The organism is Halomonas campaniensis (genome assembly GCF_002211105.1).
GTDB classification, from domain to species: Bacteria; Pseudomonadota; Gammaproteobacteria; order Pseudomonadales; family Halomonadaceae; genus Vreelandella; species Vreelandella campaniensis_A.
Window position 1 is genome coordinate 228,076 of record NZ_JPUA01000003.1, and the last position, 26,728, is coordinate 254,803.

The 26,728-nt window shown below is 57.6% G+C and carries 22 protein-coding genes; 16 read left to right on the plus strand and 6 right to left on the minus strand.

The window, feature by feature from the left end; all coding sequences use genetic code 11:
• Positions 1-153: 153 nt before the first annotated feature.
• Positions 154-615 carry a DUF721 domain-containing protein gene (locus tag JI62_RS02280; protein ID WP_088698607.1) on the minus strand — a complete coding sequence of 154 codons (462 nt, stop codon included), beginning with the start codon at positions 613-615 and terminating at the stop codon, positions 154-156.
• A 110-nt stretch (positions 616-725) separates the two neighbouring features.
• Here JI62_RS02280 and JI62_RS02285 point away from each other — a divergent pair, with 110 nt between their 5' ends.
• From JI62_RS02285 to JI62_RS02300, 4 genes are all read left to right on the plus strand, one after another.
• A complete protein-coding gene (locus JI62_RS02285; protein WP_088698608.1) occupies positions 726-1,088 on the plus strand; it encodes a hypothetical protein in 363 nt (120 codons plus the stop codon).
• Between the two features lie 89 nt (positions 1,089-1,177).
• Complete coding sequence (gene secA, locus JI62_RS02290; RefSeq protein WP_088698609.1) at positions 1,178-3,910, plus strand: preprotein translocase subunit SecA; 2,733 nt, start codon at positions 1,178-1,180, stop codon at positions 3,908-3,910.
• Positions 3,911-3,975: 65 nt separating this feature from the next.
• Entirely contained in the window at positions 3,976-5,205 is a 1,230-nt protein-coding gene (gene argJ, locus JI62_RS02295; RefSeq protein ID WP_088698610.1) for a bifunctional glutamate N-acetyltransferase/amino-acid acetyltransferase ArgJ, read from the plus strand.
• A gap of 119 nt (positions 5,206-5,324) precedes the next feature.
• Positions 5,325-6,281, plus strand: a complete 957-nt coding sequence (locus JI62_RS02300; RefSeq protein WP_088698611.1) for a Nudix family hydrolase — start codon at positions 5,325-5,327, stop codon at positions 6,279-6,281.
• Between the two features lie 133 nt (positions 6,282-6,414).
• Here JI62_RS02300 and JI62_RS02305 read toward each other — a convergent pair whose 3' ends face one another.
• The gene (locus tag JI62_RS02305; protein ID WP_088698612.1) at positions 6,415-7,317 is read right to left on the minus strand and encodes a carbon-nitrogen hydrolase; all 903 of its coding nucleotides are present in this window, start codon (positions 7,315-7,317) and stop codon (positions 6,415-6,417) included.
• A 10-nt stretch (positions 7,318-7,327) separates the two neighbouring features.
• Positions 7,328-8,395, minus strand: a complete 1,068-nt coding sequence (locus JI62_RS02310; RefSeq protein ID WP_088698613.1) for an agmatine deiminase family protein — start codon at positions 8,393-8,395, stop codon at positions 7,328-7,330.
• Between the two features lie 178 nt (positions 8,396-8,573).
• Here JI62_RS02310 and JI62_RS02315 point away from each other — a divergent pair, with 178 nt between their 5' ends.
• Together JI62_RS02315 and JI62_RS02320 are read left to right on the plus strand one after the other, a co-directional pair.
• Positions 8,574-9,815, plus strand: coding sequence for a lipoprotein-releasing ABC transporter permease subunit (locus JI62_RS02315; protein ID WP_088698614.1), 1,242 nt, complete (start codon positions 8,574-8,576; stop codon positions 9,813-9,815).
• A 25-nt stretch (positions 9,816-9,840) separates the two neighbouring features.
• Positions 9,841-10,584 (plus strand): ABC transporter ATP-binding protein, encoded by a 744-nt coding sequence (locus tag JI62_RS02320; protein ID WP_088698615.1) that lies wholly within the window; start codon positions 9,841-9,843, stop codon positions 10,582-10,584.
• Positions 10,585-10,600: 16 nt separating this feature from the next.
• Here the strand turns inward: JI62_RS02320 and JI62_RS02325 are convergent, their stop codons facing one another.
• Positions 10,601-11,152: a DUF2062 domain-containing protein gene (locus tag JI62_RS02325; RefSeq protein WP_088698616.1), complete on the minus strand. Its 552-nt coding sequence runs from the start codon at positions 11,150-11,152 to the stop codon at positions 10,601-10,603.
• Between the two features lie 97 nt (positions 11,153-11,249).
• Between JI62_RS02325 and JI62_RS02330 the strand changes: the two genes are divergently transcribed.
• The 7 genes from JI62_RS02330 (at position 11,250) to murB (ending at position 18,952) form a co-directional block, all read left to right on the plus strand.
• Positions 11,250-13,529 (plus strand): DNA internalization-related competence protein ComEC/Rec2, encoded by a 2,280-nt coding sequence (locus JI62_RS02330; RefSeq protein ID WP_088698617.1) that lies wholly within the window; start codon positions 11,250-11,252, stop codon positions 13,527-13,529.
• A gap of 73 nt (positions 13,530-13,602) precedes the next feature.
• Complete coding sequence (gene msbA / locus JI62_RS02335) at positions 13,603-15,339, plus strand: lipid A export permease/ATP-binding protein MsbA (RefSeq protein ID WP_088698618.1); 1,737 nt, start codon at positions 13,603-13,605, stop codon at positions 15,337-15,339.
• Entirely contained in the window at positions 15,336-16,352 is a 1,017-nt protein-coding gene (lpxK, locus tag JI62_RS02340; protein WP_088698619.1) for a tetraacyldisaccharide 4'-kinase, read from the plus strand. The genes msbA and lpxK overlap by 4 nt, the downstream gene beginning before the upstream one ends.
• A gap of 13 nt (positions 16,353-16,365) precedes the next feature.
• A complete protein-coding gene (locus JI62_RS02345; RefSeq protein WP_088698620.1) occupies positions 16,366-16,599 on the plus strand; it encodes a Trm112 family protein in 234 nt (77 codons plus the stop codon).
• Complete coding sequence (kdsB, locus tag JI62_RS02350) at positions 16,599-17,360, plus strand: 3-deoxy-manno-octulosonate cytidylyltransferase (RefSeq protein ID WP_088698621.1); 762 nt, start codon at positions 16,599-16,601, stop codon at positions 17,358-17,360. Before JI62_RS02345 ends, kdsB begins: the two co-directional genes overlap by 1 nt.
• Before the next feature lie 73 nt (positions 17,361-17,433).
• The gene (locus JI62_RS02355; protein ID WP_088698622.1) at positions 17,434-17,898 is read left to right on the plus strand and encodes a low molecular weight protein-tyrosine-phosphatase; all 465 of its coding nucleotides are present in this window, start codon (positions 17,434-17,436) and stop codon (positions 17,896-17,898) included.
• Positions 17,899-17,923: 25 nt separating this feature from the next.
• Complete coding sequence (gene murB / locus JI62_RS02360; protein WP_088698623.1) at positions 17,924-18,952, plus strand: UDP-N-acetylmuramate dehydrogenase; 1,029 nt, start codon at positions 17,924-17,926, stop codon at positions 18,950-18,952.
• 80 nt (positions 18,953-19,032) lie between these two features.
• Here the strand turns inward: murB and rne are convergent, their stop codons facing one another.
• Positions 19,033-22,386, minus strand: a complete 3,354-nt coding sequence (gene rne, locus JI62_RS02365; RefSeq protein ID WP_170938461.1) for a ribonuclease E — start codon at positions 22,384-22,386, stop codon at positions 19,033-19,035.
• 727 nt (positions 22,387-23,113) lie between these two features.
• Between rne and JI62_RS02370 the strand changes: the two genes are divergently transcribed.
• From JI62_RS02370 to sppA, 3 genes are read left to right on the plus strand one after another with little or no spacing between them, the layout of a single operon-like run.
• Positions 23,114-24,055, plus strand: coding sequence for an RluA family pseudouridine synthase (locus JI62_RS02370; RefSeq protein ID WP_009286408.1), 942 nt, complete (start codon positions 23,114-23,116; stop codon positions 24,053-24,055).
• A gap of 54 nt (positions 24,056-24,109) precedes the next feature.
• Positions 24,110-24,754: an HAD family hydrolase gene (locus tag JI62_RS02375; RefSeq protein ID WP_088698624.1), complete on the plus strand. Its 645-nt coding sequence runs from the start codon at positions 24,110-24,112 to the stop codon at positions 24,752-24,754.
• A gap of 9 nt (positions 24,755-24,763) precedes the next feature.
• Positions 24,764-25,912 (plus strand): signal peptide peptidase SppA, encoded by a 1,149-nt coding sequence (gene sppA / locus JI62_RS02380; RefSeq protein ID WP_088698625.1) that lies wholly within the window; start codon positions 24,764-24,766, stop codon positions 25,910-25,912.
• A 43-nt stretch (positions 25,913-25,955) separates the two neighbouring features.
• On the opposite strand, the gene JI62_RS02385 is transcribed toward sppA, so the two are convergent.
• Positions 25,956-26,570 carry a Maf family protein gene (locus JI62_RS02385; RefSeq protein ID WP_088698658.1) on the minus strand — a complete coding sequence of 205 codons (615 nt, stop codon included), beginning with the start codon at positions 26,568-26,570 and terminating at the stop codon, positions 25,956-25,958.
• Positions 26,571-26,728 lie beyond the last annotated feature (158 nt).

Sequence of the window (26,728 nt, forward strand, 5' to 3'; positions counted from 1 at the left end):
CGGCATTGCCTTGGGAGTGTGCGAGTGCCTTCTATCAGTAGGTTTCTAATAGTACGTTGTTTGATTATTAAAGCATCGCTTAGGCGGTGCTTTATGCTTTTGGGGCAGTGACCGGAGCGGTGACCCTGCTGGAATCAGAAAGCAGCGGGGCTGTCACTTGGGTGGTCGGGCATGAGATGCCAGCCTCTCCAAGGCGCGTTTAAGCGCAGGGTGGGTGGTGTCCTCTGCGCACTCAGCTAGCGTTTTCCCTGCATCGGACGACAGGCTGCGTGTGTTTCTTGGTGGCGCCACGATAGGGCGTACAGGGCGTACTTTAAAAGTAAAACCGCTTACCCCTTCAAAGCCGGGCAATTGATGCAGTAATTCAAGTAAGCGTGGTTGTTCAAAGCGCAACCACGTCAACCAACCCGCCTGGCCACTAATCAGCGTTAAGCGACCTTCGCTAAAGCCCCCCACAAAAATATGTTCACGCATCTCTTCGGGTAGGTGGGCGCGCAGGTGGCGTTGAGCCTGATCAATTAGCCGAGAGAGACGCATTAATTGATTAATATCGCCCGACTTTGAGAGCAAACGGGCGATGGGCTGGGCGCGCGAACGCTTAACCTTTATACTCATACGCTTAATTCCTAGGTGCTGCTATTTGAGGCACCACTACTAATGACGTCGGCCGCCTTCGCCGATGGCTGATTAGTTCACTTTATCACGCTCAGGAGTCGGTCTACAGCATGTCACCTACGCTTGATGTTCAATCTGCTTTGCCGCGGCGTCATCGTCGTTACGGTTTAGCGCGTTGGTGGCTGGCTGGCCTGTTAGTAAGCTGCCTTTTACCCGCCAGTTTAAGCCCTGCGGATGCATTTCGTGGTAGCGAACGTAGCGTTACTATCTGTTTTTGGGTGCCCGCCATTTTGCGCGCCCAGTCCCACTGGGTAGCCAAGCGCCGCCGCGCCCAGCAACGCTGGGCTAAAAGCCCCCAATATTTTGCGCCTGTACGGCGTCTATGCCACTGGCTAGCCCCGATGAGTGTGCTGGTTGCGGCTCGGGATGTCTTGACCCAGCGCGGCCCGCCTTCCCGCCAAGCCTATCGTTAAGACATCTACTTTGTGCATGCTGCGCAGATAAGCAGCATGCATTGAAAGGGCAACGTCCGCTGAGACGCACGTGAATATTTGGATATTTCATGCTTAATAATTTATTACGTAAAGTCGTGGGTTCTAAAAATGACCGCGATGTTAAACGCATGCACAAGAATGTGCCGCATATCAATGCCTTGGAAGCGGAGCTCGAGGCCATTAGCGATGCTGAACTACAAGGGAAAACCGCTGAGCTGCGTCAGCGTTTAGAAGCCGGTGAATCCCTTGATGCATTGCTGGCCCCCGCGTTTGCCATCGTACGAGAAGCCAGTAAACGCGTTATGGGCATGCGCCATTTCGATGTGCAGATGGTGGGCGGCATGACCCTGCACCGTGGCCGTATTGCTGAAATGAAAACTGGTGAGGGTAAAACCCTGGTGGCGACCCTGGCGGTGTATCTCAATGCGCTACCAGGAAAAGGCGTTCACGTGGTGACAGTGAACGACTATCTGGCCCGTCGTGATGCTGAGTGGATGCGCCCGCTGTATGAGTTTTTGGGCCTTACCATTGGCGTTATCTTCTCTGGTCAGACGAGTGAAGAGAAGCGTCATGCCTATCAGTGCGATATTACCTATGGTACCAACAACGAGTTCGGCTTCGATTATCTGCGCGATAACATGGCGTTTTCGTTAGAGGATAAAGTTCAGCGGGGTCTGCATTATGCGATTGTCGATGAAGTCGACTCCATTCTGATCGATGAAGCACGTACGCCGCTGATTATTTCTGGAGCGGTGGATGAAAATACCGATCTCTATAAAGTCGTTAATCAACTCGCTCAGCAGCTTGAAAAGGGCGAAGAGATTGAAGATGAAGAGGCAACGGTTGTTGGTGACTTTTTAATCGATGAGAAGCAGAAGCAGGTAGAACTAACCGAGCAGGGGCATAATAAAGTTGAAGAGCTGATGCGCGCTGAAGGGCTGTTGGGCGATGGCGAGTCGCTGTATGCCGCGCAGAACCTTAACTTACTCCAGCATATGCACTCGGCCCTGCGTGCCCGCCATCTCTATCACCGTGATGTCGACTATATCGTCTCTGAAGGTCAGGTGGTGATCGTAGATGAGCATACCGGCCGTTCCATGCCGGGGCGCCGCTGGTCGGAAGGTTTGCATCAGGCCGTCGAAGCCAAAGAGGGCGTCACGGTTCAGCGGGAAAGCCAAACGCTAGCCTCGACAACCTTTCAGAACTATTTCCGTCTGTATGAAAAGCTCGCCGGTATGACCGGTACGGCAGATACCGAAGCCTTTGAGTTTCGTCAGATTTATGGTCTCGACGTAGTGGTGATTCCTACCAACCGGCCATTGGCCCGTAAAGACCTCAACGACCTGGTCTATTTGAGCGCTGAAGAGAAGTACGAAGCGATTATCAAGGATGTCAAAACCGAGACTGAGGCCGGGCGCCCGGTACTGGTGGGTACGGCGTCTATTGAAACATCCGAATACCTCGCCAAACTGATGCGCGACGCAGGCCTGACGTTCAGCGTACTGAATGCCAAGCAGCACCAGAGTGAAGCCGAGATTATTGCCCAGGCCGGCCGCCCAGGGGCGATTACTATTGCCACCAACATGGCCGGTCGTGGTACCGATATTGTTCTGGGTGGTAACTGGGAGGCCGAAGTCGCCAAGCTGCAAAATCCCAGCCAAGAGCAAGTTGAGGCGTTAAAAGCCGAGTGGCAGGCGCGTCACGATGGTGTACTCGCCGCTGGCGGCCTGCATGTAGTGGGCTCTGAGCGCCATGAGTCCCGGCGTATCGACAACCAGCTGCGTGGCCGTGCCGGGCGCCAGGGCGATCCTGGCTCGACGCGCTTCTTCCTGTCACTGGAAGATAGCCTGATGCGCCTGTTTGGCTCCGACCGCGTCAAGCGCCTGATGCAGGCATTGGGGCTTGAGCATGGCGAAGCCATTGAGCATAAGATGGTCTCTAACGCCGTTGAACGTGCCCAGAAGAAGGTCGAAGGGCGTAACTTCGATATTCGTAAGCAATTGCTTGAGTATGATGACGTTGCCAACGACCAGCGCCGGGTGATCTACGACCAGCGCAATGAGATTCTCGCTGCGGATAACGTGGCCGATGCCGTTCTCGGTATTCGTGAAGAGGTGATGGAAACGGCCATCAGTGACTATGTGCCACCCCAGAGTCTGCCTGAACAGTGGGATCTGCCCGGCCTGGAAGCGCACCTGAAAACCGAGTTCAACCTTGAAGCACCTGTGGTTAAATGGGCCGCCGAGGATGAGCGCTTCAGCGAAGAGCAACTGCGTGAGCGGCTGCAGACCATGCACCGTGAAGCCTATGCGGCCAAAATCGAGGCGGCGGGCGAGAAACTGATTCGACGCTTTGAGAAACAGGTCATGCTGCAAGTGCTGGACACGCGCTGGAAAGAGCACCTTCAGTCAATGGATCATCTGCGTCGCGGTATCCACCTGCGTGGCTATGCACAGAAGAACCCCAAGCAGGAGTACAAACGTGAATCCTTTGAGCTCTTCCAGCATCTGCTAGAGCACATTAAAGCCGATGTCACGCGTATTCTTAGCCACGTGCAGGTTCGTCAGCCTGAGGAAGTGGACGCCCTTGAGCAACAGCGCCGCGAAGCGCTGGCGCGGGAAACCGCCACAGCGGCTAGCCGCCATGACGCTCCCGCCGCAGAGCAACCCGAAAACGAGCAGGATGCACCGGGTATAGATGGCCGCCCTGTGCGTCGCGAGGGCCCGAAAGTGGGTCGTAACGATCCCTGTTTTTGTGGCTCGGGTAAAAAGTATAAGCAGTGCTGTGGAAAACTAAGCTAGCGGCGCCCGTTTTGAGACCGTTTTTGAACAGCCTGTAAAAAGGTCTTTGTCTAAAGGAGAGAATCATGGCGGTTGGAAACACTCCCTTTCCAGAGCTGCCACCCCTGCAAGGGGTGCGTCTGGGGGTTGCAATGGCGGGTATCAAAAAGCCGAATCGTCGTGATGTGGTGGTGATTGAGCTCCCAGAGACTGCGACGGTGTCTGGGGTCTTTACTCTTAATGCGTTCTGCGCCGCCCCCGTGGTCGTGGCGAAAAAGCATCTAGAGCAGTGTCGCGCAGAAAACCGTTCGCCACGCTTTTGGCTGATCAATACCGGCAATGCCAACGCGGGAACCGGCGAAGCAGGCTTGCGCGATGCACAAGCTAGCTGCGCCGAGCTGGCCAAGCAGGTAGGCGTGGCTGAACAGGATGTACTGCCATTCTCAACCGGCGTGATTGGTGAACCGCTGCCGATGGATCGCCTATTAGCGGGCTTTGCGCCAGCGCTTGAAAGCCTGTCCAGCGACAGTGCTGCCTGGGAGCAGGCGGGGCAAGGTATATTAACCACCGACACCCGTGCCAAAGGCGCCACCGTCACGCTGGAAATAGGCGACCAGCAGGTGACAATTAACGGCATCGCTAAAGGGTCGGGCATGATCAAACCCAATATGGCGACCATGTTGGGGTTTGTGGTGACGGATGCCGCTATCGAAGCACCGCTACTGGATAGTCTGCTGCGTGAAACCGTCGATCGCTCGTTTAACTGCATTACCGTGGACAGCGATACCTCCACCAATGACGCCTGCATGTTAGCGGCGACCGGCACAGGCCCACGCATCGCCGATGAAGAGCAGCTTGCTGTTTTCAGTAATGCCCTACAGCGAGTGATGACCGAGCTGGCGCAGGCGATTATTCGCGATGCAGAAGGGGCAACGAAATTCGTTACCCTTCAGGTGGGTGAAGCTAAAAGTCGTCAAGAGGCCCTTGATGTGGCTTTTACCGTGGCTCACTCGCCGCTGGTGAAAACCGCGCTTTATGCCTCAGATGCTAACTGGGGGCGTATTTTAGCAGCCGTTGGGCGAGCGCCTGTGAGTGACTTTGACGTCAATCGTGTGGTGATTGATTTAGGTGATGTACGCCTGGTGGAAAAGGGCGGACGTGCGGCAGGCTACACCGAAGCGGCGGGAAGTGCCGTAATGGCGCAGTCAGAAATTACCATTCGCATTAACTTGGGGCGCGGGGAAGAGAGTGCCACGGTGTGGACTTCTGACCTCTCCCATGACTATGTGTCTATCAACGCGGATTACCGCAGCTAGTCATTCGTTCCTCGCAGCGGATTAACTGGCAGCGATAAAGGTCATGCGCAGCGAGATAGCACTGGTGCCATCGGCATTGGTGCGCGCAGTGGATACAGACGTAACGAGTATATGAGTCTATGAGCATAAAGGTAAAACGACGGGTTCACGTCGCGGCAGCTGCCATTATCAGCGCCGATCAGCAGCAAGTACTGATCGCCCGTCGGCCGTCGAACGTTGACCATGGCGGATTGTGGGAGTTTCCAGGCGGTAAGCTGGCGCCCTATGAAACCGGCCTTGAAGGGTTAAAGCGCGAGCTGCACGAAGAGCTCGGCGTTGAGATTGTCTGTGCCCAGCCCTTGATTCGCGTCCACCATGAGTATCCCGACAAGCATATCCTGCTCGATGTATGGCAGGTGCATGAGTTTGCGGGTGAACCCTTTGGTCGTGAGGGACAGGCGGTGCGCTGGGTGCCCATGAGCGAGCTCTCCAACTACCCCTTCCCAGCAGCCAATTTGCCGATTCTGCGCGCGGTAAGGTTGCCTACCGAGTATTTAATTACCGGGGAAGAGTTGGATGAAGCGCGTTTTGATGCGTTTTTGGAACGCGCACTGCGTGAAGACAACATTCGCCTGGTACAGCTGCGCGCCAAGCAGCTGGATGAGGCGGCTTATCTGGCCCGCGCCCAGCGTGCATTGAGTCTATGTCGTGAGCACGGTGCTCGTCTGCTGCTTAACGGTGAACCGGCGCTGCTCGATCAGATTGACGCCGACGGTATTCATTTGACCAGTGAGCGCTTAATGCAGTTGGAGCGCCGTCCGATTGCTGAAAGCAAGTGGCTGTCGGCATCAACGCATAACCAAACGCAGCTTACCCAGGCAGCCGTGTTGGGATGCGACTTTGTTAGCCTGTCGCCGCTACGCACCACGCCATCGCATCCCGAAGTTGCGCCCCTCGGTTGGCATGATTTCCAGCAACTGGTCGAACGCGCAGGTATGCCGGTGTTTGCACTGGGTGGAATGACGCGCTTCGATGCCAACCACGCCCGCGCAGTGGGCGCTCAAGGGATCGCCTCGATCCGTGACTTCTGGAAGTAACGCGCCCGGCCAGAACGCATAAAAGCGCTATAGTAGTGAAAAACGCCTGCCTGGAAGTTATCCAGAGCAGGCGTTTTTTTATTGATGCCCAGCTCGGCTTACACGTTAGCGAGGAGCGACATTTAGTCTACGCCTAGTCCCGGTAGCGGCGGGTTAGATCTTCATAAGCGTCCACACGGCGGTCACGCAGATAAGGCCAGATGCGGCGGGTATTTTCACTGCGCGCCATATCAAGGGTAACGACCAACTGCTCTGTCTCTTCCCCCGCATGGGCGAGTAGTTCTCCCTGCGGCCCGCAGACAAAACTGCCGCCCCAGAACTGAATGCCATCGCCAACCCCGGAGTGATCCGCCTCAAAGCCAACCCGGTTGGCCACCAGTACGGGCAAGCCATTGGCCACGCCGTGGGCGCGCTGAATCACTGTCCAGGCATCTTTTTGGCGGCGCTTCTCTTCCCCGTCGTCATTGGGATCCCAGCCGATCGCCGTGGGGTAGAGCAGCAGGTCGGCGCCGGCCAGCGCCATCAGTCGGGCGGCTTCAGGGTACCACTGATCCCAGCAGACCAATACGCCGAGACGGCCTAGCGATGTTTCAATAGGGGTAAAGCCTTCTCCACGGGCGCTGTCATGATCCCCTGGGGTGAAGTAAAACTTCTCATAAAACCCGGGGTCATCGGGAATATGCATCTTGCGATACTGGCCAACGCGGCCTTTGGCGCGGTCATAGACCACGGCGGTATTGTGGTAGAGCCCCGGTGCGCGGCGCTCAAATAGCGAACCGACCAGGACAATATCCAGCTCCTTAGCGAGCGCCGCCAAGTGCTGGCCAGTCGGCCCGTCAAGGGGCTCTGCCAGGTCAAACAGCGAAGGGTCTTCAAACTGGCAAAAATAGTGGGTGGCATGCAGTTCTTGAAGCAGCACCAGCTGCGCGCCTTGCTCAACGGCACTGCGAATGCCTGCTTCACTGGCAGACAGGCTTTGGGCTTTGTCCGGCCACGCGGGTTGCTGCACAACAGCGACGGTTAGCGTTGTCGACATGGTGACTCCTTTAGCAAGTAGCGGTCGTGGTAGGCGTGCCCCGGGCAAGCGTCCCTTTTGGAAGCTGCATGGTTAAGCAGTGCAAGCTGCCATGTTGGCGAATAACGCTGACGCACTCAATAGGGATGAGCGTATGCTCGGGAAAAGCAACCGCCAGCGCTCGCAGGGCGTTGGCATCCGCCGGGTCGCCGTAGGTAGGCACCAGTACGGCCTGATTGATGATCAGGAAGTTGGCGTAGGTGGCGGGCAGGCGGTGGCCATCCTCCGGGTCAAAGCAAGCCTGTGGCCAGGGCAGTGGGATAAGCCGGTAGGGCTCGCCACTGCGTTGCCGGAAAGCCTGCAGCTCTTGCTCCATGGCCGCCAGGGCCGGGTAGTGCGGGTCGTTGGGGTCATCGCAACGCACATAGGCGATGGTGGTTGGGTTGCAGAAACGTGCCAGCGTATCGATGTGGCTGTCGGTATCGTCGCCCTCTAAGTGGCCGTTGGCCAGCCACAGTACCCGGTCTACCCCGAAGTCTACACCCAACTGCGCTTCCACCTCTGCACGGGAAAGAGTGGGGTTGCGGTTGGGGTTAAGTAAGCATGCCTCGGTGGTGAGCAGGGTGCCTTCGCCATCGGTTTCTATACCGCCACCTTCCAGCACAAGATCACGCGAGGCCACCGGGCAGGCCCAGGCACCCGCATCGGCAAGCCACTGGGTGAGACGGTTATCGTGCTCGGCAGGAAATTTACCGCCCCAGCCGGTGAAGATGTAATCGAGCATCACACACTGGCCATCTTCATCGACCACGCTGATCGGGCCGTGATCCCGTGCCCAGGTGTCGTCGCTGGGTGCGACAATAAGCAGCAGGCGTTCAGCGGGCACCCCGCAGGCACTAAAAACGTTGGCCAAGCGCTGTTTAGTGGGCTCGTCGGGCACGCAAATAAGCACCCGCTGATAGCGCGCCGTGGCAATGACAATACGTTCGAGGGTGGCTTCGATGCGCGCAAGCAGAGGCGCCCAATCGCCATCTGGGCGAGGCCAGGTCAGTTGTATCCCATCCTGGGGATACCATTCGGGTAGCAAACGATACGTCATAAAAGTGCAGCCCCAAGGTCAGCAGTAAATCGGCGCAATGTAGGGTGTGGCGGGGCAAGTTGCAAGCGTCACGTTTTAATCTGAACGCTAACGGCGCAGACCGCTCTAATGGCCGTTTGAACATGCAGAGAGACTAAAAAAACCGTACCATGAGCGCTTATTGATAAGGAATGACGCCATGCTTGATCGTTTGCCTTTCCTGGTGGGGCTGCGCTACGTGCGCGCTAAACGCCGGAACCACTTTATTTCGTTTATTTCACTTACCTCAATGTTGGGGTTAATGCTGGGGGTAGCGGTACTTATTTTGGTGTTGTCGGTGATGAACGGCTTCGACCATGAGCTGCGTACGCGTATTTTAGGCATGGTGCCCCACGCTAAAATCGAGTCCCGGGTGGGCATGGTCGAGTGGGAAACGTTAGCCGAAGAGCTGATGCAACGCGAACGTGTCATCGGCGCAGCGCCCTATGTCGAACAGCAGGGTATGTTCTCCGTGGGTGGGCGTAATCAGGGGGCCATGGTCAACGGTATCAACCCGGAGTGGGAAGACCGAGTGTCGATCATTGGTGAGCACATGCGCCAAGGCGAGCTCACTGATCTGGTTCCCGGTGAGTGGCATGTGGTGCTGGGCTCAATGCTGGCGCGCAACCTGGGCGTTGGCGTGGGCGATCGAGTGACGCTGCTGGTGCCTGAAGCATCAATCACGCCTGCCGGTGTCTTTCCGCGCTTAAAACGCTTTACTGTTAGCGGAATTTTTAGCGTCGGTGCCGAACTGGACGCTAATTTGGCCTATGCCAATATCGAAGATATGCAGACCCTTGCCCGTCTTGGCGATGCGGTGGGCGGGCTTCGCCTACAGCTGGATGATCTGTTTGTCGCTAGTAGCGAGACCCAAGCGATTCTCAATGAGCTTGGCCCGGAGTATCGCGGCAGTGATTGGACTCTCTCACAAGGCAATCTTTTCCAAGCGATACAGATGGAAAAGCGCATGATCGCGCTGCTGTTAACTGTGATTGTCGCGGTAGCGGCGTTTAATATCGTCTCGACGCTGGTCATGGTCGTCACCGACAAAAGCGCGGATATTGCCATTCTGCGTACGATCGGTGCTAAACCGAGCTCGATTATGGGGATTTTTATTGTTCAGGGCATGGCCATTGGGCTGATTGGTATCGCCATGGGGGTGGCCGTGGGTGTACTGCTGGCGCTAACCATTGCTGATCTGATTGGCTGGGTGGAAGGAACACTGGGCATTCAGTTCTTGGATGCTGGGGTCTACTTCATTAGCGACCTGCCTTCTCGTCTGCAGTGGGGCGATGTGATCAATATCGTATTGGCCGCCTTTGGACTGACGTTCCTGTCGACGCTTTATCCTGCTTGGCGAGCGGCAAAAGTTCAGCCGGCGGATGTGCTGCGCTATGAATAACCGCTTCAGGAACAAGGATGACACGATGTCTATGAATTCGACGGCTATAAGTTCTACGTCTAGCAATACTGGACAACAGGCGGCGGTAATGCTCGATTGCCAAGCACTGACACGAACCTACAGTGAGGGGCCCCAGGATCTGACGGTACTGGATAATCTCAATTTGCAGGTGCGTGCCGGGGAGCGTGTGGCCATTGTGGGTAGCTCGGGTTCGGGTAAGACAACGCTGTTAAACCTGCTGGGCGGCCTTGATCGTCCTAGTGAAGGCAGCGTTGTTATCGCCGGTGAGCCGCTCTCAGGATTGAATGAGGCGTCGCTTGGCAGCTTTCGTAACCGCTACATCGGCTTTGTCTACCAGTTCCACCATCTGCTAGCGGAATTTACTGCCGTCGAAAATGCGGCGTTACCGCTAATTATTCGCGGCCAGTCGAAAAAGGTAGCTGAGAAACGGGCCATGCAGATACTCGAGCGGGTAGGTATGCAGCCGCGGGCGGATCATAAGCCGGGGGAACTTTCCGGCGGGGAGCGCCAGCGCGTGGCAATTGCCCGAGCGCTGGTCACCGATCCTAGCTTGGTGCTGATGGATGAGCCAACGGGCAATCTGGATCAAACTACCGCAGCGACCATTTTGGCACTCATGGACGAACTGGCCAAAGAGAGCGCCTGCGCCTTTGTGATTGTGACCCATGACGTTAGTCTGGCGGCCCATCAAGACCGGGTGCTTAAGCTGGATGCAGGCAGGTTGGTAGAGCAGGCACCAGCGCTCTAAGCGTCGAGCTCACTCATTACTCATCAAATTCTGCTTCAATCTGTGCGCGCCGCTGCCGACGTTTATGGCGGCGGCGTTTCCAGTTATGGGAGACGTGCCAGCGCCAGATCAAGCGAATGCCAATATTGACCACGATGGCTAAGACTACCGCGGTTACCAACGAGCCGACGACCAGTGCCGGCATAATGTCGTGCATCTGTTCGGCGATCCAGCGCGTCGAAATGCGTGACGGGGCTTCCCGCACGGGCGCGCCCAGAATAAAAGTACCTATCCGGTAGTTACCGTAAAAAAAAAGCGGCATCGTTAATGGATTAGTAATCCACACCAGGCCCACCGAGAGAGCTAAGTTGCAACGTGTAATACGAGCGCCCAGGGCTGCGACCACCATCTGAAAAGGGATGGGTAGCATCGCGCAAAACACGCCCACGCTAAAGGCATTGGCAACGCTTCGGCGAGTTAAAAGCCACAAACCCGGATCTGCAATCAGCGGTGCCATAAAGCGTAGCGAGCGCTGCTTCCTGATAGTGTCGGGTTTGGGCATGTAGCGCTGCAGGAACCTGCGCGGCATGACGGATACTCTTACCTATCGATGTGGCCCATTATCCATATCGAGCTGCCTTTCGGCTATGCTAGGCCATCAATGAAGCGTCGCCAGGGAGAGTTCTATGCGGTTAGGGGTTGCCATGCCAGCAGCGCTTTCGGCACTCGCCGGGGGCACTGTTGCCTGGTACAGCCACACTGCAGGGGTGACTCCCAACGCCTTTGGGTGGGTGTTGGTCGCTGCTTTGCTAGGCGTGGGGTGGCGCCCGCGCATAGGTATCTGGCTGCTAGTCGGCGCCTGGCTCTTCATGGGGGTACAAAAAGAGTGGGGGAGTCGCTTGCCTGCGGGGCTAAGCGGAGAAGATATTGCCGTGGAGGCCACCGTGCTGACTGCTCAGCGAGTGGGCAGTGCAACGCGCCTGTTGTTAAGCGTCGATAAGTGTCAAAGCGCTTTAACGACCGCGGGACAACGGCCCAGCTGTTCGGCGCTCGGCAAGGTGCGCATAACCGCTTATAGCGATACGCTATTTGAGCCCGGTGAGCATTGGCAAATGACGCTTCGTTTGCGACCCCCCAGCGGCTTTGCCAATCCTGATACCTTTAATTATGAGCAGTGGCTGTGGCGCGAAGGAATCCACGCTACCGGCTACCTGCGCCAGGAACCAGCGCCCGTTAGGCTCTCTCCCGCAGACCCCACGCTGCGCCAGCTGGCGCTGGATTTTTTAGCCCGCCAACCCCTTGGCGAGCGAACCAAGCGCTGGTTGGCCGCGCTGACACTAGGCGATAGTGAACAGTTAACCCAAGATGACTGGTCACTGCTGAACGCCACCGGTACCACGCATCTGGTGGTGATTTCAGGCTTGCATGTCGGGCTGGTGGCGTCATTTGTGCTAATGCTGGCCAAATTAGGCGCGCGTTTTACCACGCCCACCCACTGGCGCATGCGCACCTGGCCGTGGTGGTTGGCAGCGCTAGCCTGTGTGGGTTACGCCACCCTTGCCGGGATGGCGCCGCCGGCCATGCGGGCGATGGTGATGACGCTGGTCGGGCTGTGGGTGCTGAGTGGTCGGCATGCGCCGGGGCCTTGGCAAGGCTGGTGGCTGGCACTTGCGCTGGTACTGCTATTCGATCCGTTGGCGCTGTGGCGTCCTGGAATGTGGCTATCGTTTATCGCCGTAGCGTGGTTGATTATTATTTGGCAGGGGCGGAGCCGCCCCCAGGGTATCAAGGGCTGGTGCTGGGCGCTGGTGAGATCGCAGCTGCTGCTAGCCCCGTTAATGGCCGCTGCGGTATTGGTGGCCTTTGGGCGGGTGGCGCCCGCCGCACCATTGATCAATTTAGTCGCCGTGCCTTGGGTGAGTTCGGTGCTGGTACCCACGGCGCTGTTGGGGTGGTTGCTTTCACCCATCCCCTTGGCGGGAGAGGCGGTATGGTGGCTGTTTGAGCAGGCGCTGAGCGTGTTCCATCTGTTACTGACGCTGGCTGTGCAGCACTGGCCATTGTGGGAGCCTGACCGGCCATTAGCCTACCCGCTCGCCTTGGCGTTGCTGCTGCTGTCATTATGCTGGGGGCTACCTGCCGTGCCGCCTGGTTTACGGTTGACGGCTACTGCGCTGGTGGTGACGCTGCCGTGGTGGCCGCTTTCGTCATCGCTGCCTCCCAATGCGCTCAGTGTCAGCGTGCATGACGTGGGGCAGGGGCAATTGATCGAGCTGCGTAGCGCGCACTATCGCCTTCTCTATGACACCGGGCCGCGCTTTCGCAGTGGCTTTATGCCCCTGGAGGCGCTTTGGTCGCCGGGGCAGCAGTTTGACCAAGTCATTGTTAGCCACGCTGATAATGATCACGCTGGCGGCATCGGCGCATTGCTTGCCGGTCATCAGGTCAAGCAGTGGCTGGCGCCTGCGGGCGAAGCACTCCCAGTTCCAAGCAGTGACTGCCAACGTGGCCAGCACTGGGAGCGTGACGGAGTCAGCTACCGTATTCTCTGGCCCCCCGCGGGGAATAACGACTTGTCTGCTAACGATCGCTCCTGCGTTCTTGAGGTGAGCGTTGGTGAGCAGCGGCTGCTCATTACGGGGGATGTGGGCACCGAGGTGGAGCGGCGCTTCCTGCGCGAGGTAGACCTGCCCGTCAGTGTCTTGGTGGCAGGGCACCATGGCAGTGGTACCAGCTCGGGCGTCCAGTTTGTGCGCCATACCTCACCTGAGCATGTGGTGTTCAGCGCGGGACGCGGCAACCCTTTTCACCATCCGGTCGACTCGGTGGTGCGCCGCTTTCGTCAGCAGGGAAGCTGTCTATGGAGCACGGCCCATGACGGAGCGCTGCGTTTTCGGCTAAACGCGGCCCAACCTATTCATATTGAAACGATGCGACCCGTGCCAGGACGACGCAACCAGTGTTGAAGCGCGTCGCCATCAGGTAGAATTCCCCGCACTGCATACTTATAGGCCCTTGGGTCTTCGGCCAGGAGCGCGTGTGACTGATTCAGGTTGGGTTATCTATAAACGGTTGTTGGGCTATGTAAAGCCGCATTGGCGTGCTTTTGCGCTGGCAGTGGTGGGGTTTGTGGTTTACGCCGCGTCGAGTACCGCGCTGGCAGAAATGATGAAGCGTCTGATTGATGGCATTCAGAACCCGGATGCCGCTTTTCGGTTCTTTCTACCGCTGTTTGTGATTATTATGTTTTCCGCCCGGGGGGTAGGTACTTTTTTAAGCACCTACTTCATGGCCTATGTTGGCCGTTATGTGATCCATACACTGCGCTGTGATGTGTTTGCTCATCTACTCCATCTGCCCGGCTGGTTTTTTGACCACCACTCCAGCGGTCAACTGGTATCGCGGGTCACCTACCACGTTGAGCAAGTGGCGGGGGCGGCCACCAAGGCGGTGACGATTATTCTCCGTGAAGGCCTGTTCGTGGTCGGTCTGGTGCTCTATCTGCTGTGGACTAACTGGATGCTAACGCTGCTGTTTTTGGGCGTGACGCCGATCATTGCCGTGGTGGTTAGCTATGTCAGTAAGCGCTTTAGGCGCATCTCGAAACGCATTCAGCACTCCATGGGCGATGTTACCCATATTGCCTCGGAAGCGCTGTCAGGCTACCGGGTAGTACGCACCCACGGCGCGGAGGCGTATGAAAAGCAGCGCTTTGCGCGGGTCAGCGAAGAGAATCGTCGCCAAAGCATGAAAGAGGCCATGACCCGTGCGGTCAGCTCTCCGGTTATTTTGATGCTGGTGGCTATCTCCATGGCCATACTGGTATGGCTGGCCATGGCGCCCTCGTTGATGGCCAACATGACCCCGGGAGAGTTCGTTGCCTTTATTACCGCCGCGGCGCTAATGATTAAGCCAGTGCGGCAATTAACCGAGATTAACGGTGAAATTCAGAAAGGCTTGGCGGCGGCATCAGAACTTTTCGGCTTGCTGGATATGACTCCCGAACAGGATAGTGGTAAGCAAATTGCCAGCCGTTTAAGGGGCGATGTCGTGATTGATCATGTCAGCTTTCGTTACGCTGATGATCAGCCCGAAGTCCTGCACGATATCAATCTGCGCGTCGCACCGGGCGAGCTGGTGGCCATAGTCGGGCGTTCGGGAAGTGGCAAGTCCACCCTGGTTAGCCTGCTGCCACGTTTCTATCGGCCCAGCCAAGGCAGTATCCGTATTGATGGCATTAATCTCGATGAGTACGCACTGGGCCCGCTGCGCCAACAGATTGCGCTGGTATCCCAGCAGGTGACGCTATTTAACGCTTCCATTGCCGATAATATTGCCTACGGCGTGGCCAACCCTGATCCCCAGGCGATTCAAGCGGCTGCTGAAGCCGCCTACGCCCATGAGTTCATCGATAAGCTTCCCAATGGTTACGCCACCACCGTGGGTGAAAATGGTGTGATGCTCTCCGGGGGCCAGCGTCAGCGGCTGGCAATTGCCCGGGCGATCTTCAAGGATGCGCCGCTGCTGGTGCTGGATGAGGCGACTTCAGCGTTGGATACTGAGTCTGAGCGCTATATTCAAAAAGCCCTGGAGCGGGTCTGTGAAGGGCGTACCACCCTAGTCATTGCCCACCGTCTTTCTACCATTGAGCGGGCCGACCGAATCGTGGTGATGGATCAAGGGCGGATTATCGAAGAGGGGACGCATCAGGCATTGCTGGAAGCCGATGGTGCCTACGCGGCGCTGCATCAACTACAGTTTCAAGAAGTGCTATGAGAACGCTGCCAGAGCGTTGGCTACAAGGCGCGTACCAGGGCAGTCGCTGGCTATCGCTGCTGAGGCCTTTAGGGGCGTTGTATCAGTGGGCCATGGCGCGGCGGGAGCAAGCCTACCGGAGTGGCAGCAAAGCTACCTGGAAGGCGCCGGTGCCGGTGATTGTCGTGGGTAATATCACCTTAGGGGGAACGGGCAAATCGCCGCTGGTGGCGTGGCTGGCTAGCTGGCTGGTGGCTCAGGGCTGGTCGCCAGGTATCGTAAGCCGCGGCTATGGAGGAAAAGCGCCGCGTTACCCGCTGCTGGTCACCGCCGCCTCTAACGTGGCTGAAAGCGGCGATGAGCCGTTGATGTTGGCACAGCAGACGGGGCTGCCGGTGGTAGCGGATCCCCAGCGTGTGCGGGGGGCTCAGGCACTGGTAGAGCAGGGCTGCGATATTATCCTTAGCGACGACGGTTTGCAGCATCTGGCCCTGGCTCGGGATATTGAGCTGGTGGTTGTTGATGGCGCCCGTGGGTTAGGTAACGGGCGCTGCTTGCCCGCCGGGCCGCTGCGCGAGTCACCCACTCGATTACAGCGGGTTGATACGGTGATCACGAATGGTGACTTTCAGCCGCCGCTGCCGGTTGACTCGATGCTTATGCCGCCAGTCACCACTATGCAGTTAGCACCGCTGGGCTGGCGCCGCCTGGCAGACGGTGAACGCTTTCCTCTCTCGCCACTGCCGTTTACGCTGCCGGTACACGCAGTGGCAGGGATCGGGCATCCCCAGCGCTTTTTTCAGACACTTTCCGCCTTGGGGGTCGAGGGTGAGTGGCATCCGTTAGCCGATCACCAGCAATTTAGTGCAGACGCGCTAAGCTTTGCAGAGGCGCGCCCAGTGATTATGACCGCCAAAGATGCCGTTAAGTGTTGCACCCTGGCGCCGCCCAACAGTTGGGTATTAGACGTGGAAGCCACTCTTCCGCCCGAATTTGAACACTGGCTGGCAGCACGGCTGTCGGCACTTTCCTAAAGGAGATACGCGCATGGATAAGGAACTGCTGGCGATGCTGGTCTGCCCGTTATGTAACGGCAAGCTGAAGTATGATCGCGAAGCTCAAGAGCTGCGCTGCCACTACGATGGTTTGGCCTATCCGATCCAGGAGGGTATCCCGGTGATGCTGCCTGAAGAGGCTCGCGCTATGGATGCGGATGAAAAGCTGCCGAATTCTCCTGGCCGCACGCCAGGAAGCTCTCCAGGACATTCAGGAGGCGCTTAATGGCTTTCCCCGACTTTACGGTTGTGGTGCCCGCACGCTACGGATCCACCCGGTTGCCTGGCAAGCCGCTGCTTGAAATTGCTGGGGAGCCGATGGTTGCTCACGTATGGCGGCGGGCTTGCCAAAGCCACGCCAGTCGAGTCGTCGTAGCGACGGACGATAGCCGCATTCGTGATGCCATGCTGTCTTACGGCGCCGAGGTGATTATGACCCGCGACGATCACCCCTCGGGCACCGACCGTTTAGCCGAGGTGGCTGATAAGTTGGCGTTGGCGGAGGAGGCGCTGCTGGTGAATGTGCAGGGCGACGAGCCTTTGATTCCCCCTGCGCTGATCGACCAGGTGGCGCTGCGCTTGGCCGACGACCCAGAAGCGTCCATCGCCACGCTCGCGGAGCCTATCAACGACGTGGACACGCTGTTTAATCCCAACGTGGTCAAGGTAGTGCGCACACTGCAAGGCCGCGCGCTCTACTTCTCACGGGCACCGATCCCCTGGGATCGTGAGCAGTTCACAACACCGCCCACCCTGTTGGCAACCGATGCCTGGCTGCGCCATATCGGTCTGTATGCCTACCGCGCCGGTTTTCTAGCCGCCTACCGCGATTGGCCCGCCTCAAGCCTTGAGCAGCTCGAACAGCTCGAGCAGTTGCGTGCGCTGCAGAATGGCCACGCTATCCAAGTGGCATTGGCCTGCGAAGTAAACCCTGCCGGTGTCGACACCGCTGAGGATCTAGCGCGGATTCGGGCGCTGTTAACATAGCGCGGATTCGGGCGCTGTTGACACAGAGCGGGTTCGGGCGCTGCTTGAGCAGCTCAGCTTTTAAGGAGCTATCGTGAAAGTACTATTTGTATGTTTAGGCAATATTTGCCGCTCACCCACCGCAGAAGGTGTTTTTCGGCGTGCTCTTGAGCGAGCAGGGTTGGCCGATGTGGTCGAAATAGACTCCTGCGGCGTTGGCAGTTGGCATATCGGCAAAGCGCCAGACGCCCGCGCGCAGCAGGCAGCACTACTGCGCGGTATCGATATAAGCGACCTGCGTGCCCGCCAGCTAAGCGAGCACGATTTTACCCAATTCGACTACGTGCTCGGCATGGATCAGGACAATTTACGCGCCATGCGCGAGCTGAAGCCTCCCAATAGCCGGGCGCATGTTGGGCTGTTTTTAGATTTTGCTGGTACCCCCGGTGCTGAAGTCCCAGACCCCTATTTTGGCGGTGATGAGGGATTTGAGCAGGTTCTCGATATGATTGAAGCTGCCTCAGAAGGGCTGATTCGACACCTTAAGCGAGAGCTGTAATGGGGCTAAGGGTGTGGCTGCACAGATGAAGATTCTCAGCAATGTGGATTTGTCCGCCGCTAATACGCTTAGGCTCCCCTGCCAGGCAGAGCGCTTCGCGGCGCCAACGACATTAACAGCACTACGCCAAACGCTAGCCGAGGCACGCCGAGAGGAGTGGCCCATCACGCTGCTAGGGGGGGGCAGCAATGTTCTGCTTCCTGAAGCACTACCAGGTGTGGTGGTGCGGCCTGATTTGCAACAGTACTGGCTCAATCAGCGTCAAGGGCAAGTGCTTACTTATGTCGGGGCGGGGGTTAATTGGCATACGCTGGTGATGGAGACTGCCGCACGCGGCCTGTGGGGCATTGAAAATCTAGCGCTCATCCCCGGCAGTTGTGGTGCTGCACCGGTGCAGAACATTGGTGCCTACGGCGTTGAACTGGCCGATACGCTGCAGGCGGTGCAGGTCATGGAGCTAGCCACCGGACAGGTTAAGTGGTTAGACACCCAGCAGTGCGCTTTTGGTTACCGTGAGAGCATTTTTAAAGGTGCATTGGCAGGTCGTGTTGTGATCACCCAACTGGTGTTGCGCTTGTCACGCACGCCAGCACCCCGGCTTGGCTATGGTGACCTTGCCATACGATTAGCCGGTTCTGCCACATCCACACCTTCGCCCACGCCGCTCGCGGTCGCCGAAGCGGTATGTGCCATTAGGCGCGAGAAGTTGCCTGATCCCCATGAGCTTGCCAATGCGGGGAGCTTCTTTAAAAACCCCTTGGTGCCTGATGCGCAGGCAGCGCAGTTATTGCAGCAGTATCCCGCTATGCCCCATTTCCCCCAGGAGGGAGGGCAAACAAAGCTGGCGGCGGGCTGGTTAATCGACCAGTGTGGTTTGAAAGGGATGCGCGATGGCGCCTTTGGCGTGCACCAGCATCAAGCGTTGGTTTTGGTGCACTTTGGCGGTGGCAACCGTCAGGGCTTAATGAAAACAGCCGACTATATCGCTGATCAGGTCGAGACCCGTTTTGGAATGCGGTTAGAGCCCGAGCCACGGCTGGTTAACCCTCATTAGTTAACCTTCAGTCGACGATGCCTATAATGTAAAAATCCCCGCCGGAGCGGGGATTTTTGTTACTACAACACGCGGCCGATCTATTCCGAGCGGGTGTCTTGTTGTGCCTGTTTACGCTTCTCGCGCGGATCGTTGTGAGCCCGTGAGCGACGACGACGCGGTTTAGGCGTTTCTTCGCCTGCGGCATCTTCACTTGGCGCTTCACTGGCGACCGGTGGAACGGGCTGAGCGTCTGCTTGAGTTACAGGGGCTTCAGCCGCAGGGGCTTCTGCCACAGTGTGGTCAGTCGCTGCTGGCTCGCCGCTACTTTTTTCAGTGTTAGTTTCAGCGCTATCCAGTTCAACGCCGCTCTCTTTAACGCTCTTTGGCTCATCGCCTTTTTCTGCTGCGTCTTGCGTCGGTTCGCTGCTAGAGGGCTCTTCAACCCCAGGGTCAGCAGGTTCAACAGCGCTGGGCGTTGCTGCTTCCTGGCTGGTGTCCTGAGCCTTCGTTGATGCTTCGGGCTGATGCTCGTCGCTGCTTTGCTCTGCATCCGTGCTATTGAAAGGCGCAGGGGAGGCGGCCTCTTCGATAGTTGCCGCTGGATCAACGGCGTTGGCCGCAGGTGGCTCGACGGCTTCAGGCGCTGCCTGCTCTCCAGCACTGAGCTGCTGACTATCGTTGGTTTCCTCGCTTTCAACTGGCTCTGCGTTCGCCTTGGCTGTTGCTACGGACACCTCAGAGGGGGCTGATTGCTCTTCGCTGGCGGTGGCCTCCGGTTCGCTCGGTTTGGCAATGGAGTCATCCTGCTCAACGGTGCTGGCTGTTGACGTTTGCTCAGCCGGTGAAGCCGCTTTTGGCTGACGGCGCTGGTGTGTCGATTTACGCGCTTTGGGGTTCACTGCCGCAGGCTGGTCGGCGGTCGTTGCGTCTTCCGCTTGCTCGGCTTTGGGCTCAGGCGCTTCGGCTGCTGCCGCTTCTGGCTCAGCGGTATTCCCCGCGTCCGATCCTAATGCAATCGGTGCGTCATTTGTTGCTGCTTTACCCACCTGCTCTTCTGCCGCGGGGGCGTCGGCCGGCTCTGGCATTGCTGCTGGCGCTTCATTTTGTGCCTCGGCCTGCAGCTTTAACTGCTCCGCTTCAGCCTGGGGGTTGATCGCCTTGGTGCGCGTGCGGTTACGCGGGTTGTTGCGGGTACGCTTTGGCTTGCCGTCGTCCTGCTTCGCTTCTGGGTTTTTAGCCTCTGCGCTTTTGGCCGCGTCATCGCGCTGAGTGTCGCGATTTTTGTCACCACTGTTATCCCGACGTGACTCTTTCTGGGCTGCGCTTTTGCCACTGCCGCTCTCTTTAGAGCTCTCTTTGGACGAGCTGTCGGCTTTAGTCTCCTTACGAGGCGCTTTGTTAGCGGCCTCTTGACCGTTCGCATCCTCCTGCTGGGGGTGACGACGGCGGTTGCGGGTGCGGCTAGGGCCGCTGCGCTTATCGCCATTATCGTCACTGGCAGGGCGTGGCGCGCTACTGCGCTGCTCGGTTTTTTGCTCAGCGCTTTGGTCTGCTTTTGGTTCAGCTTTTGGCTCAGGGCGGGCGTTGCTATCGCCGCGTGAAGGCCTCTGCCTCGACTCGTTGCTGCGCTGAGAGGGTCTACGCTCGCTCTGCTTGCGTGGCGTAGGGGTCTCAACCTTGGGTTCAGGGGTGGTCTCAGCACTGCTTTCGTCGCTACCCAGCAGTTTTGCGAAACCACGGATAAAGCGACCGATAACGCTAGGCTGCTCGCTCGCTACCGGTGCTGCCTTGGCCACCGGGGCAGCAACAGGTGCCTTCTCTTCCGTTTGCAGTGATGCAGGTGCAGGGGCGTTATGGGTGACACTCTTGACGGCAGCTTCGGCCCGTTGAGCGGGTGGCATGAAGCTGGGTGCCGGCTCTTTGCCTATTTCGGTATCGGTGGAGAGCTCAAAGCTCGATAGGCTCTGAGTGTCGTCCTCGTCCAGGTGATCATCACGCAGGCGCTGTACGTCGTAGTGAGGCGTATCCATATCCGGATTGGGCAGCAGTACGACACGCACATTCTGGCGAGACTCAAGATCAGCCAGCACGCTGCGTTTTTCATTGAGCAGGTAAGTCGCCACGGGTACCGGCAGAATGGCGCGAATTTGCGCGCTATTCTCTTTCATGGCCTCTTCTTCAATCAGGCGCATGATAGACAGGGAGAGCGAACGCACATCGCGAATGGTACCCTGGCCATTACAGCGCGGGCAGACCACGCCGCTGGTTTCACCCAGTGAAGGGCGCAGGCGCTGGCGGGACATTTCCATCAGACCAAAGCGCGAAATGCGGCCGATCTGAACCCGGGCGCGATCCAGCTTGAGGGCATCGCGCATGCGGTTTTCAACTTCCCGCTGGTTGCGCGCAGGCCCCATATCGATAAAGTCGATAACAACTAAGCCGCCGATATCGCGCAGGCGCAGCTGGCGGGCGATTTCGTCCGCGGCTTCAGAGTTGGTTTGTAGTGCCGTCTCTTCAATATCGCTGCCGCGGGTGGCGCGGGCGGAGTTGATATCGATGGAGACCAGTGCTTCGGTGTGATCGATCACGATCGAGCCACCGGAGGGAAGCTTCACTTCACGCTGGTAGGCGGTTTCGATTTGCGATTCGATCTGGAAGCGTGAGAATAGCGGTACTTCATCCGCGTAGAGCTTGATCTTCTGCTGATACGACGGCATTACCTGACGAATAAAGCCTAGCGCCTCGGCGTGAATCTCGGGGCTGTCGATCAAGACTTCGCCGATGTCCTGGCGCAGGTAGTCGCGCATGGCGCGAATGATGACGTTGGATTCCCGGTAGATCAAAAACGGGGCAGGGCGCTTGGCTGCTTCGGTGGTGATCGATTCCCACACCTGAACCAGGTAATCCAAGTCCCACTGCAGCTCTTCCGGGTTACGGCCGATGCCCGCAGTGCGTACGATCAGGCCCATTTTATCCGGTACGGTCAGTTGCCCCATGGCGTCTTTGAGCTGGCTGCGCTCGTCGCCTTCGATACGCCGTGAAATGCCCCCTGCACGCGGATTATTGGGCATCAGTACCAGGAAACGTCCAGCCAGGCTAACAAAAGTGGTCAGTGCGGCGCCTTTATTGCCCCGCTCCTCTTTATCGACCTGGACGATGACCTCTTGGCCCTCTTTAAGCACTTCTTTAATGCTCGGACGTCCGGAAACGTCTTTGACAAAGTACTCGCGAGAGATCTCTTTAAGGGGCAGAAAACCGTGGCGATCGGCGCCGTAGTCGACAAAGGCGGCTTCCAGGGAGGGCTCTACTCGGGTGATTTTACCGCGATAGATGTTGGCTTTTTTCTGTTCTCTTGCGCCGGATTCGATATCTAAATCGTAAAGGCGCTGTCCATCAACTAAAGCGACGCGCAGCTCTTCGGGCTGGGTCGCATTAATAAGCATCCGTTTCATAGTGTCTCGCATAGCGTTGCGTACCGGCGAACTGCCTATTGGGTGACGTAGGCGAATCGCTGGGTGCTGCGTGCTTGTGCTCGGCGCATTGCAATGCTGACGCGTCAAGCCGGGAAGGCGTCATCGCCAACCCGGCCTATAGGGCGTTGAGTACGTGGCGGAGGCAGGACGTGTTCCGGTGGCTGTCACGTCCATCCGGCCCTGCTGACACCGCCAACACCTGGCATTCATCGATTCACCAACGCCGGCCACCGGCACAGCGTTGAACTTTTCGCCCGGAGTCAGTCAGCGCTTTGTGACGAATAAAGCGAGGCTGCTCAGGGCGTGGCGTTGTTTCGTTACTGCCTGCCGTTGAGGGCTAGGCTTAATTTCATCTGCCGGCATAAAAAACGGGCGGCAGCGTTACTGCATTTTTAAGATCAGTTTTAATACTGGAAAAACGGGCAATGCGTACACTGGTGCCGTTTTTGCGTTCAGGCCTGCGTGTTAGTCGGGCAGGCGCTTAACCAAGCTCAGCGGTGATGCTCTCTGCTAACAAAATTATTCAATTAGCTATCGAACAGCTAGTCGCTAGCGCTAGACAAGACAGCTTTCTGCGCTTAGCTGGTGAACGATTTCGAATATAACAGTAAAGACTACGACCAGCAATTGACGCAATGCCCTTGGGTCTACGCTAGAATGCCGTTTTTAAGCCGATGTCACAGAATCACAGCAGGAGTAAGCGGTAATGTCCGAAGGGCGTGAAGTGCAGTGGGTGGATATCGCCCCGGAGCAAGCAGGGCAGCGGATTGATAATTTTCTTATGACGCGGCTTAAAGGAGCTCCACGCGCACTTATCTATCGCATCGTGCGTAAGGGCGAAGTGCGTGTTAACAAAAAACGCGTGAAGGTCGATTACCGTTTGCAGGCGGGGGACTTGGTACGCGTTCCGCCGCTTCGGTTGGCACCACGCGAAGCGGTGAAAGAAGTCAGTGATAATTTGCGCGACCTGCTGGTGGGCAGCGTTATTATGGAAGGCCCCGATTGGATGGTGCTTAACAAACCCTCTGGTTTGGCGGTGCATGGCGGCAGCGGGGTTAAAATTGGTTTAATAGAAGCGCTGCGTCAGGTACGCGATGATTTAAGCTTTCTGGAGCTGGTTCACCGCTTGGATCGCGATACGTCCGGCTGTTTGCTGCTGGCCAAGTCCCGCGATGCGCTGGTGACGCTTAACGAGTCGCTTAAAAAGCACGGTATGGATAAGCGCTACTTGGCCTTGGTGAGCGGGCGTTGGCCTGCGCGGAAAACCTATGAGAGTGCTCGGCTAGATCGCTTTGATGCGGGCAATGGTGAGCGGCGGGTAAGGGTGGATCCCAACGGTAAGGTGTCGCGTACCCATTTTTCGGTGGTCGAAACCTTCGAAAAAGTAACCCTGATCGAGGCTGAGCCGGTGACCGGGCGTACCCACCAGATACGCGTACACGCCGCCCATGCGGGCCACGCGCTGCTAGGCGACGACAAGTATGCTACCCGGGAAAGCGGGCTGCTCACCAAGCAGTTGGGGTTGGGGCGCCTGTTTCTGCACGCGCGGGCATTGACCTTTCCTGAGCCCACTAACGGTCGCCCGGTAACCGTTAAAGCGCCGTTGCCAGAAGCCCTGGAAGAAGCGCTTAAACGCGCCCGCCAATAATCCGCCTTGCGCTAATTTGCTTTTCACTAACTTGCCTTTCACCAAGGAGCTGTCATGCAGTACGAGTTAATTATATTTGATTGGGATGGCACCTTGATGGATTCGGTGCCGCGCATTGTGTCCTGCATGCAGGCGGCTGCTCTGGAGGCCGAGTGGGGCGCACTTTCAGCGCCCGAGGTGGAGGATATTATTGGCCTGGGGCTGCCCGAGGCGATTGCACAGCTTTGCCCAGGGATTCTGCCTGCCCAGGCTGAGCGACTTCGCGAACGTTACGCGCATCACTTTGTGCAGGCAGATGCTACTCCGATGGCTTTTTTTAGCGGCGTAGAGGCGCATATCGCCCATTTGCGCGGACGTGATCAGCAGCGTTTAGCGGTGGCGACGGGTAAGAGCCGTCGCGGGCTTGACCGTGTTTTTGCAGCGACCGGCAGCGGCGCCTGGTTTCATGCCAGCCGCACGGCAGATGAGACCCGTTCCAAACCGCATCCGCAGATGCTTTCAGAGCTGCTGGCAGAGCTCTCTGTGCCGGTCGAACGGGCGGTAATGGTCGGCGATACTGAGTATGACTTGGAAATGGCTAGGGCGATGGGAATGGATCGGGTGGGTGTAAGCTACGGCGTGCATACGCCGGAGCGCCTGGCATTAAGCCGCCCCAAGTGGATCGCCCACAGCGTCGATGAGCTTTTTGATCGGTTATAAGGACATTTTATGAGTGACGACCCAACCCGCCACGATGGTATAGGCGACGGACATGACAACCCGGCCAATGGCGATCGCCGCACCGGCTCTGTTAATAGTGGCCCGTCCAGCGAGTTTAAAGAGGATCCTTGGACTGAGGGGCCGGAGGTTCCGCCCGGTGCAGGGTCGAAGCAGGCGTCAGGCGCGCCGGGCGACGATGCTGACACCTTGCGCGAACGCCAGCGACTCGCACAGTTGGAAATGATGGATCACTGGATAGGCGGTGTCTTGGCCGAGCAGCGACGTACCCGCCGCTGGAAACTGTTTTTCCGCCTGATGTTTCTCGCTGTTGTGCTAGCTGGACTGTCTGCCGTCCTTTATAGCCTTTACTGGGATTCGCCCAGTGTCACCGCGCCCACCCAACGCCACTTGGGTATTGTTGAGGTGAATGGGGTGATTGCGAGCGATTCGCCCGCCAATGCAGAGCGCATCATCCAGGGGTTAAATCGTGCCTGGGAGGCGGAAAGTGCCGCTGCCGTGGTGCTGCACATTAATAGCCCGGGCGGTAGCCCAGTGCAGTCTCAGCGTATCTATGCGGAAATCATGCGCCTGCGTGAGCAGGGTGACAAACCGATTATCGCGGTGATTGAGGATATCGGTGCCAGCGGCGCTTATTACATTGCCGCCGCGGCAGATGAAATTGTGGCATCACCAGTGAGTCTGGTGGGCTCTATTGGGGTGATTTATGCAGGCTTTGGCTTTGAAGAGGCGATAGAGCGTATAGGTGTTGAACGTCGCGTGCTCACAGCAGGGGAGAATAAAGCCTTTTTAGATCCCTTCCAGCCCATGGATGGTGAGGCAGAGGCGTTTTGGCAAGAAGTGCTGAGCCAAACCCATCGCCAGTTTATCGATGATGTCCGCGCGGGGCGCGGTAACAGGCTCAGTGATAGCTCGGACATTTTTTCCGGTTTGATTTGGGGGGGTGAGCAGAGCATCGAGCTAGGGCTGGTCGATCAGTTGGGTAACCTCGAACAGCTGTCGCGCGAGCAGGTGGGGAACACCGATTGGATCGACTACACACCCAGCCTCGACCCTTTCGAGCGCTTTACGCGGCGTTTTACTCAGGTTGCTGCTGAGGTGCTAGGCATTAAGGCGCCTAACACCCCGCTGCGCTTCTAAGCGCCAATCTTAGTCGTGGAGGTGCTGGTTAGCGCTTCGCTGGCTAGGGCTGGCCAAGCGGATCCAGTCCCGCTTGGCGCAGCATGTCGCAGAGCGCGATCAGCGGTAGCCCAATCAATGCATTGGGGTCGCGGCCTTCCAGTTTCTCAAACAGGGCAATGCCGAGGCCTTCCATGCGAAAACTGCCAGCGCTATCCAGTGGCTGCTCTTTGGTGACATAGGTTTCGATCTCTTGGGTGCTAAGAGTCCGAAACACGACCTCGAAAGGCTCAATATGAACCTGATGGCGCTGGTGGCGAGTGTCCAGTAGCGCTAAGCCGGTTAAAAAGGTGACACGCTGGCCAGAGAAGCGAGCAAGATTAGCGCAAGCTTTCTCGGCTGTGTGGGGTTTGCCAAGAATGTCGCCTTCAAATACCGCCACCTGATCAGAACCTATAACGTAGTGGTGGGGGAAGTGGGCTGCCACAGCGTTGGCTTTGCTGAGCGCCAGGCGATGCACCAGTGCGCGAGGTGTTTCACCGGGATGAGGTGTTTCATCAATGTCGGGTGAGTGGCACTGGTAGGGGAGTTGCAGGCGATCCAAAAGCTCACGCCGCCAGCGTGAACTTGAGGCTAGCACCAGCTCTGTCGTTGATGACTGGGCTGATGGCTGAGCCATTGCGCTCTGAGTGTTCGATGGTTCGGTCATGGATGATGGGGGCAAGGTTTGACTCCTGGCTATGTGGTTGCGCTAGGGCAACATCAAAGCGTTGCATTGACAGTAGTGGACATTGAAAGCAATAACAGAGTGTAGCGAAAGCGGCTAAAGCTGCCTAT

Bases quoted from the DNA above. Each gene is read 5' to 3' on its own strand.
- JI62_RS02345 (WP_088698620.1), top strand. From the start codon at position 16,366: ATGGATAAGGAACTGCTGGCGATGCTGGTCTGCCCGTTATGTAACGGC.
- JI62_RS02310 (WP_088698613.1), bottom strand. From the start codon at position 8,395: ATGACGTATCGTTTGCTACCCGAATGGTATCCCCAGGATGGGATACAA.
- JI62_RS02315 (WP_088698614.1), top strand. From the start codon at position 8,574: ATGCTTGATCGTTTGCCTTTCCTGGTGGGGCTGCGCTACGTGCGCGCT.
- rne (WP_170938461.1), bottom strand. From the start codon at position 22,386: ATGAAACGGATGCTTATTAATGCGACCCAGCCCGAAGAGCTGCGCGTC.
- JI62_RS02280 (WP_088698607.1), bottom strand. From the start codon at position 615: ATGAGTATAAAGGTTAAGCGTTCGCGCGCCCAGCCCATCGCCCGTTTG.
- JI62_RS02330 (WP_088698617.1), top strand. From the start codon at position 11,250: ATGCGGTTAGGGGTTGCCATGCCAGCAGCGCTTTCGGCACTCGCCGGG.
- JI62_RS02305 (WP_088698612.1), bottom strand. From the start codon at position 7,317: ATGTCGACAACGCTAACCGTCGCTGTTGTGCAGCAACCCGCGTGGCCG.
- JI62_RS02375 (WP_088698624.1), top strand. From the start codon at position 24,110: ATGCAGTACGAGTTAATTATATTTGATTGGGATGGCACCTTGATGGAT.
- lpxK (WP_088698619.1), top strand. From the start codon at position 15,336: ATGAGAACGCTGCCAGAGCGTTGGCTACAAGGCGCGTACCAGGGCAGT.
- JI62_RS02370 (WP_009286408.1), top strand. From the start codon at position 23,114: ATGTCCGAAGGGCGTGAAGTGCAGTGGGTGGATATCGCCCCGGAGCAA.
- murB (WP_088698623.1), top strand. From the start codon at position 17,924: ATGAAGATTCTCAGCAATGTGGATTTGTCCGCCGCTAATACGCTTAGG.
- sppA (WP_088698625.1), top strand. From the start codon at position 24,764: ATGAGTGACGACCCAACCCGCCACGATGGTATAGGCGACGGACATGAC.
- argJ (WP_088698610.1), top strand. From the start codon at position 3,976: ATGGCGGTTGGAAACACTCCCTTTCCAGAGCTGCCACCCCTGCAAGGG.
- JI62_RS02385 (WP_088698658.1), bottom strand. From the start codon at position 26,570: ATGGCTCAGCCATCAGCCCAGTCATCAACGACAGAGCTGGTGCTAGCC.
- JI62_RS02300 (WP_088698611.1), top strand. From the start codon at position 5,325: ATGAGCATAAAGGTAAAACGACGGGTTCACGTCGCGGCAGCTGCCATT.
- JI62_RS02285 (WP_088698608.1), top strand. From the start codon at position 726: ATGTCACCTACGCTTGATGTTCAATCTGCTTTGCCGCGGCGTCATCGT.
- JI62_RS02320 (WP_088698615.1), top strand. From the start codon at position 9,841: ATGTCTATGAATTCGACGGCTATAAGTTCTACGTCTAGCAATACTGGA.
- JI62_RS02325 (WP_088698616.1), bottom strand. From the start codon at position 11,152: ATGCCGCGCAGGTTCCTGCAGCGCTACATGCCCAAACCCGACACTATC.
- kdsB (WP_088698621.1), top strand. From the start codon at position 16,599: ATGGCTTTCCCCGACTTTACGGTTGTGGTGCCCGCACGCTACGGATCC.
- secA (WP_088698609.1), top strand. From the start codon at position 1,178: ATGCTTAATAATTTATTACGTAAAGTCGTGGGTTCTAAAAATGACCGC.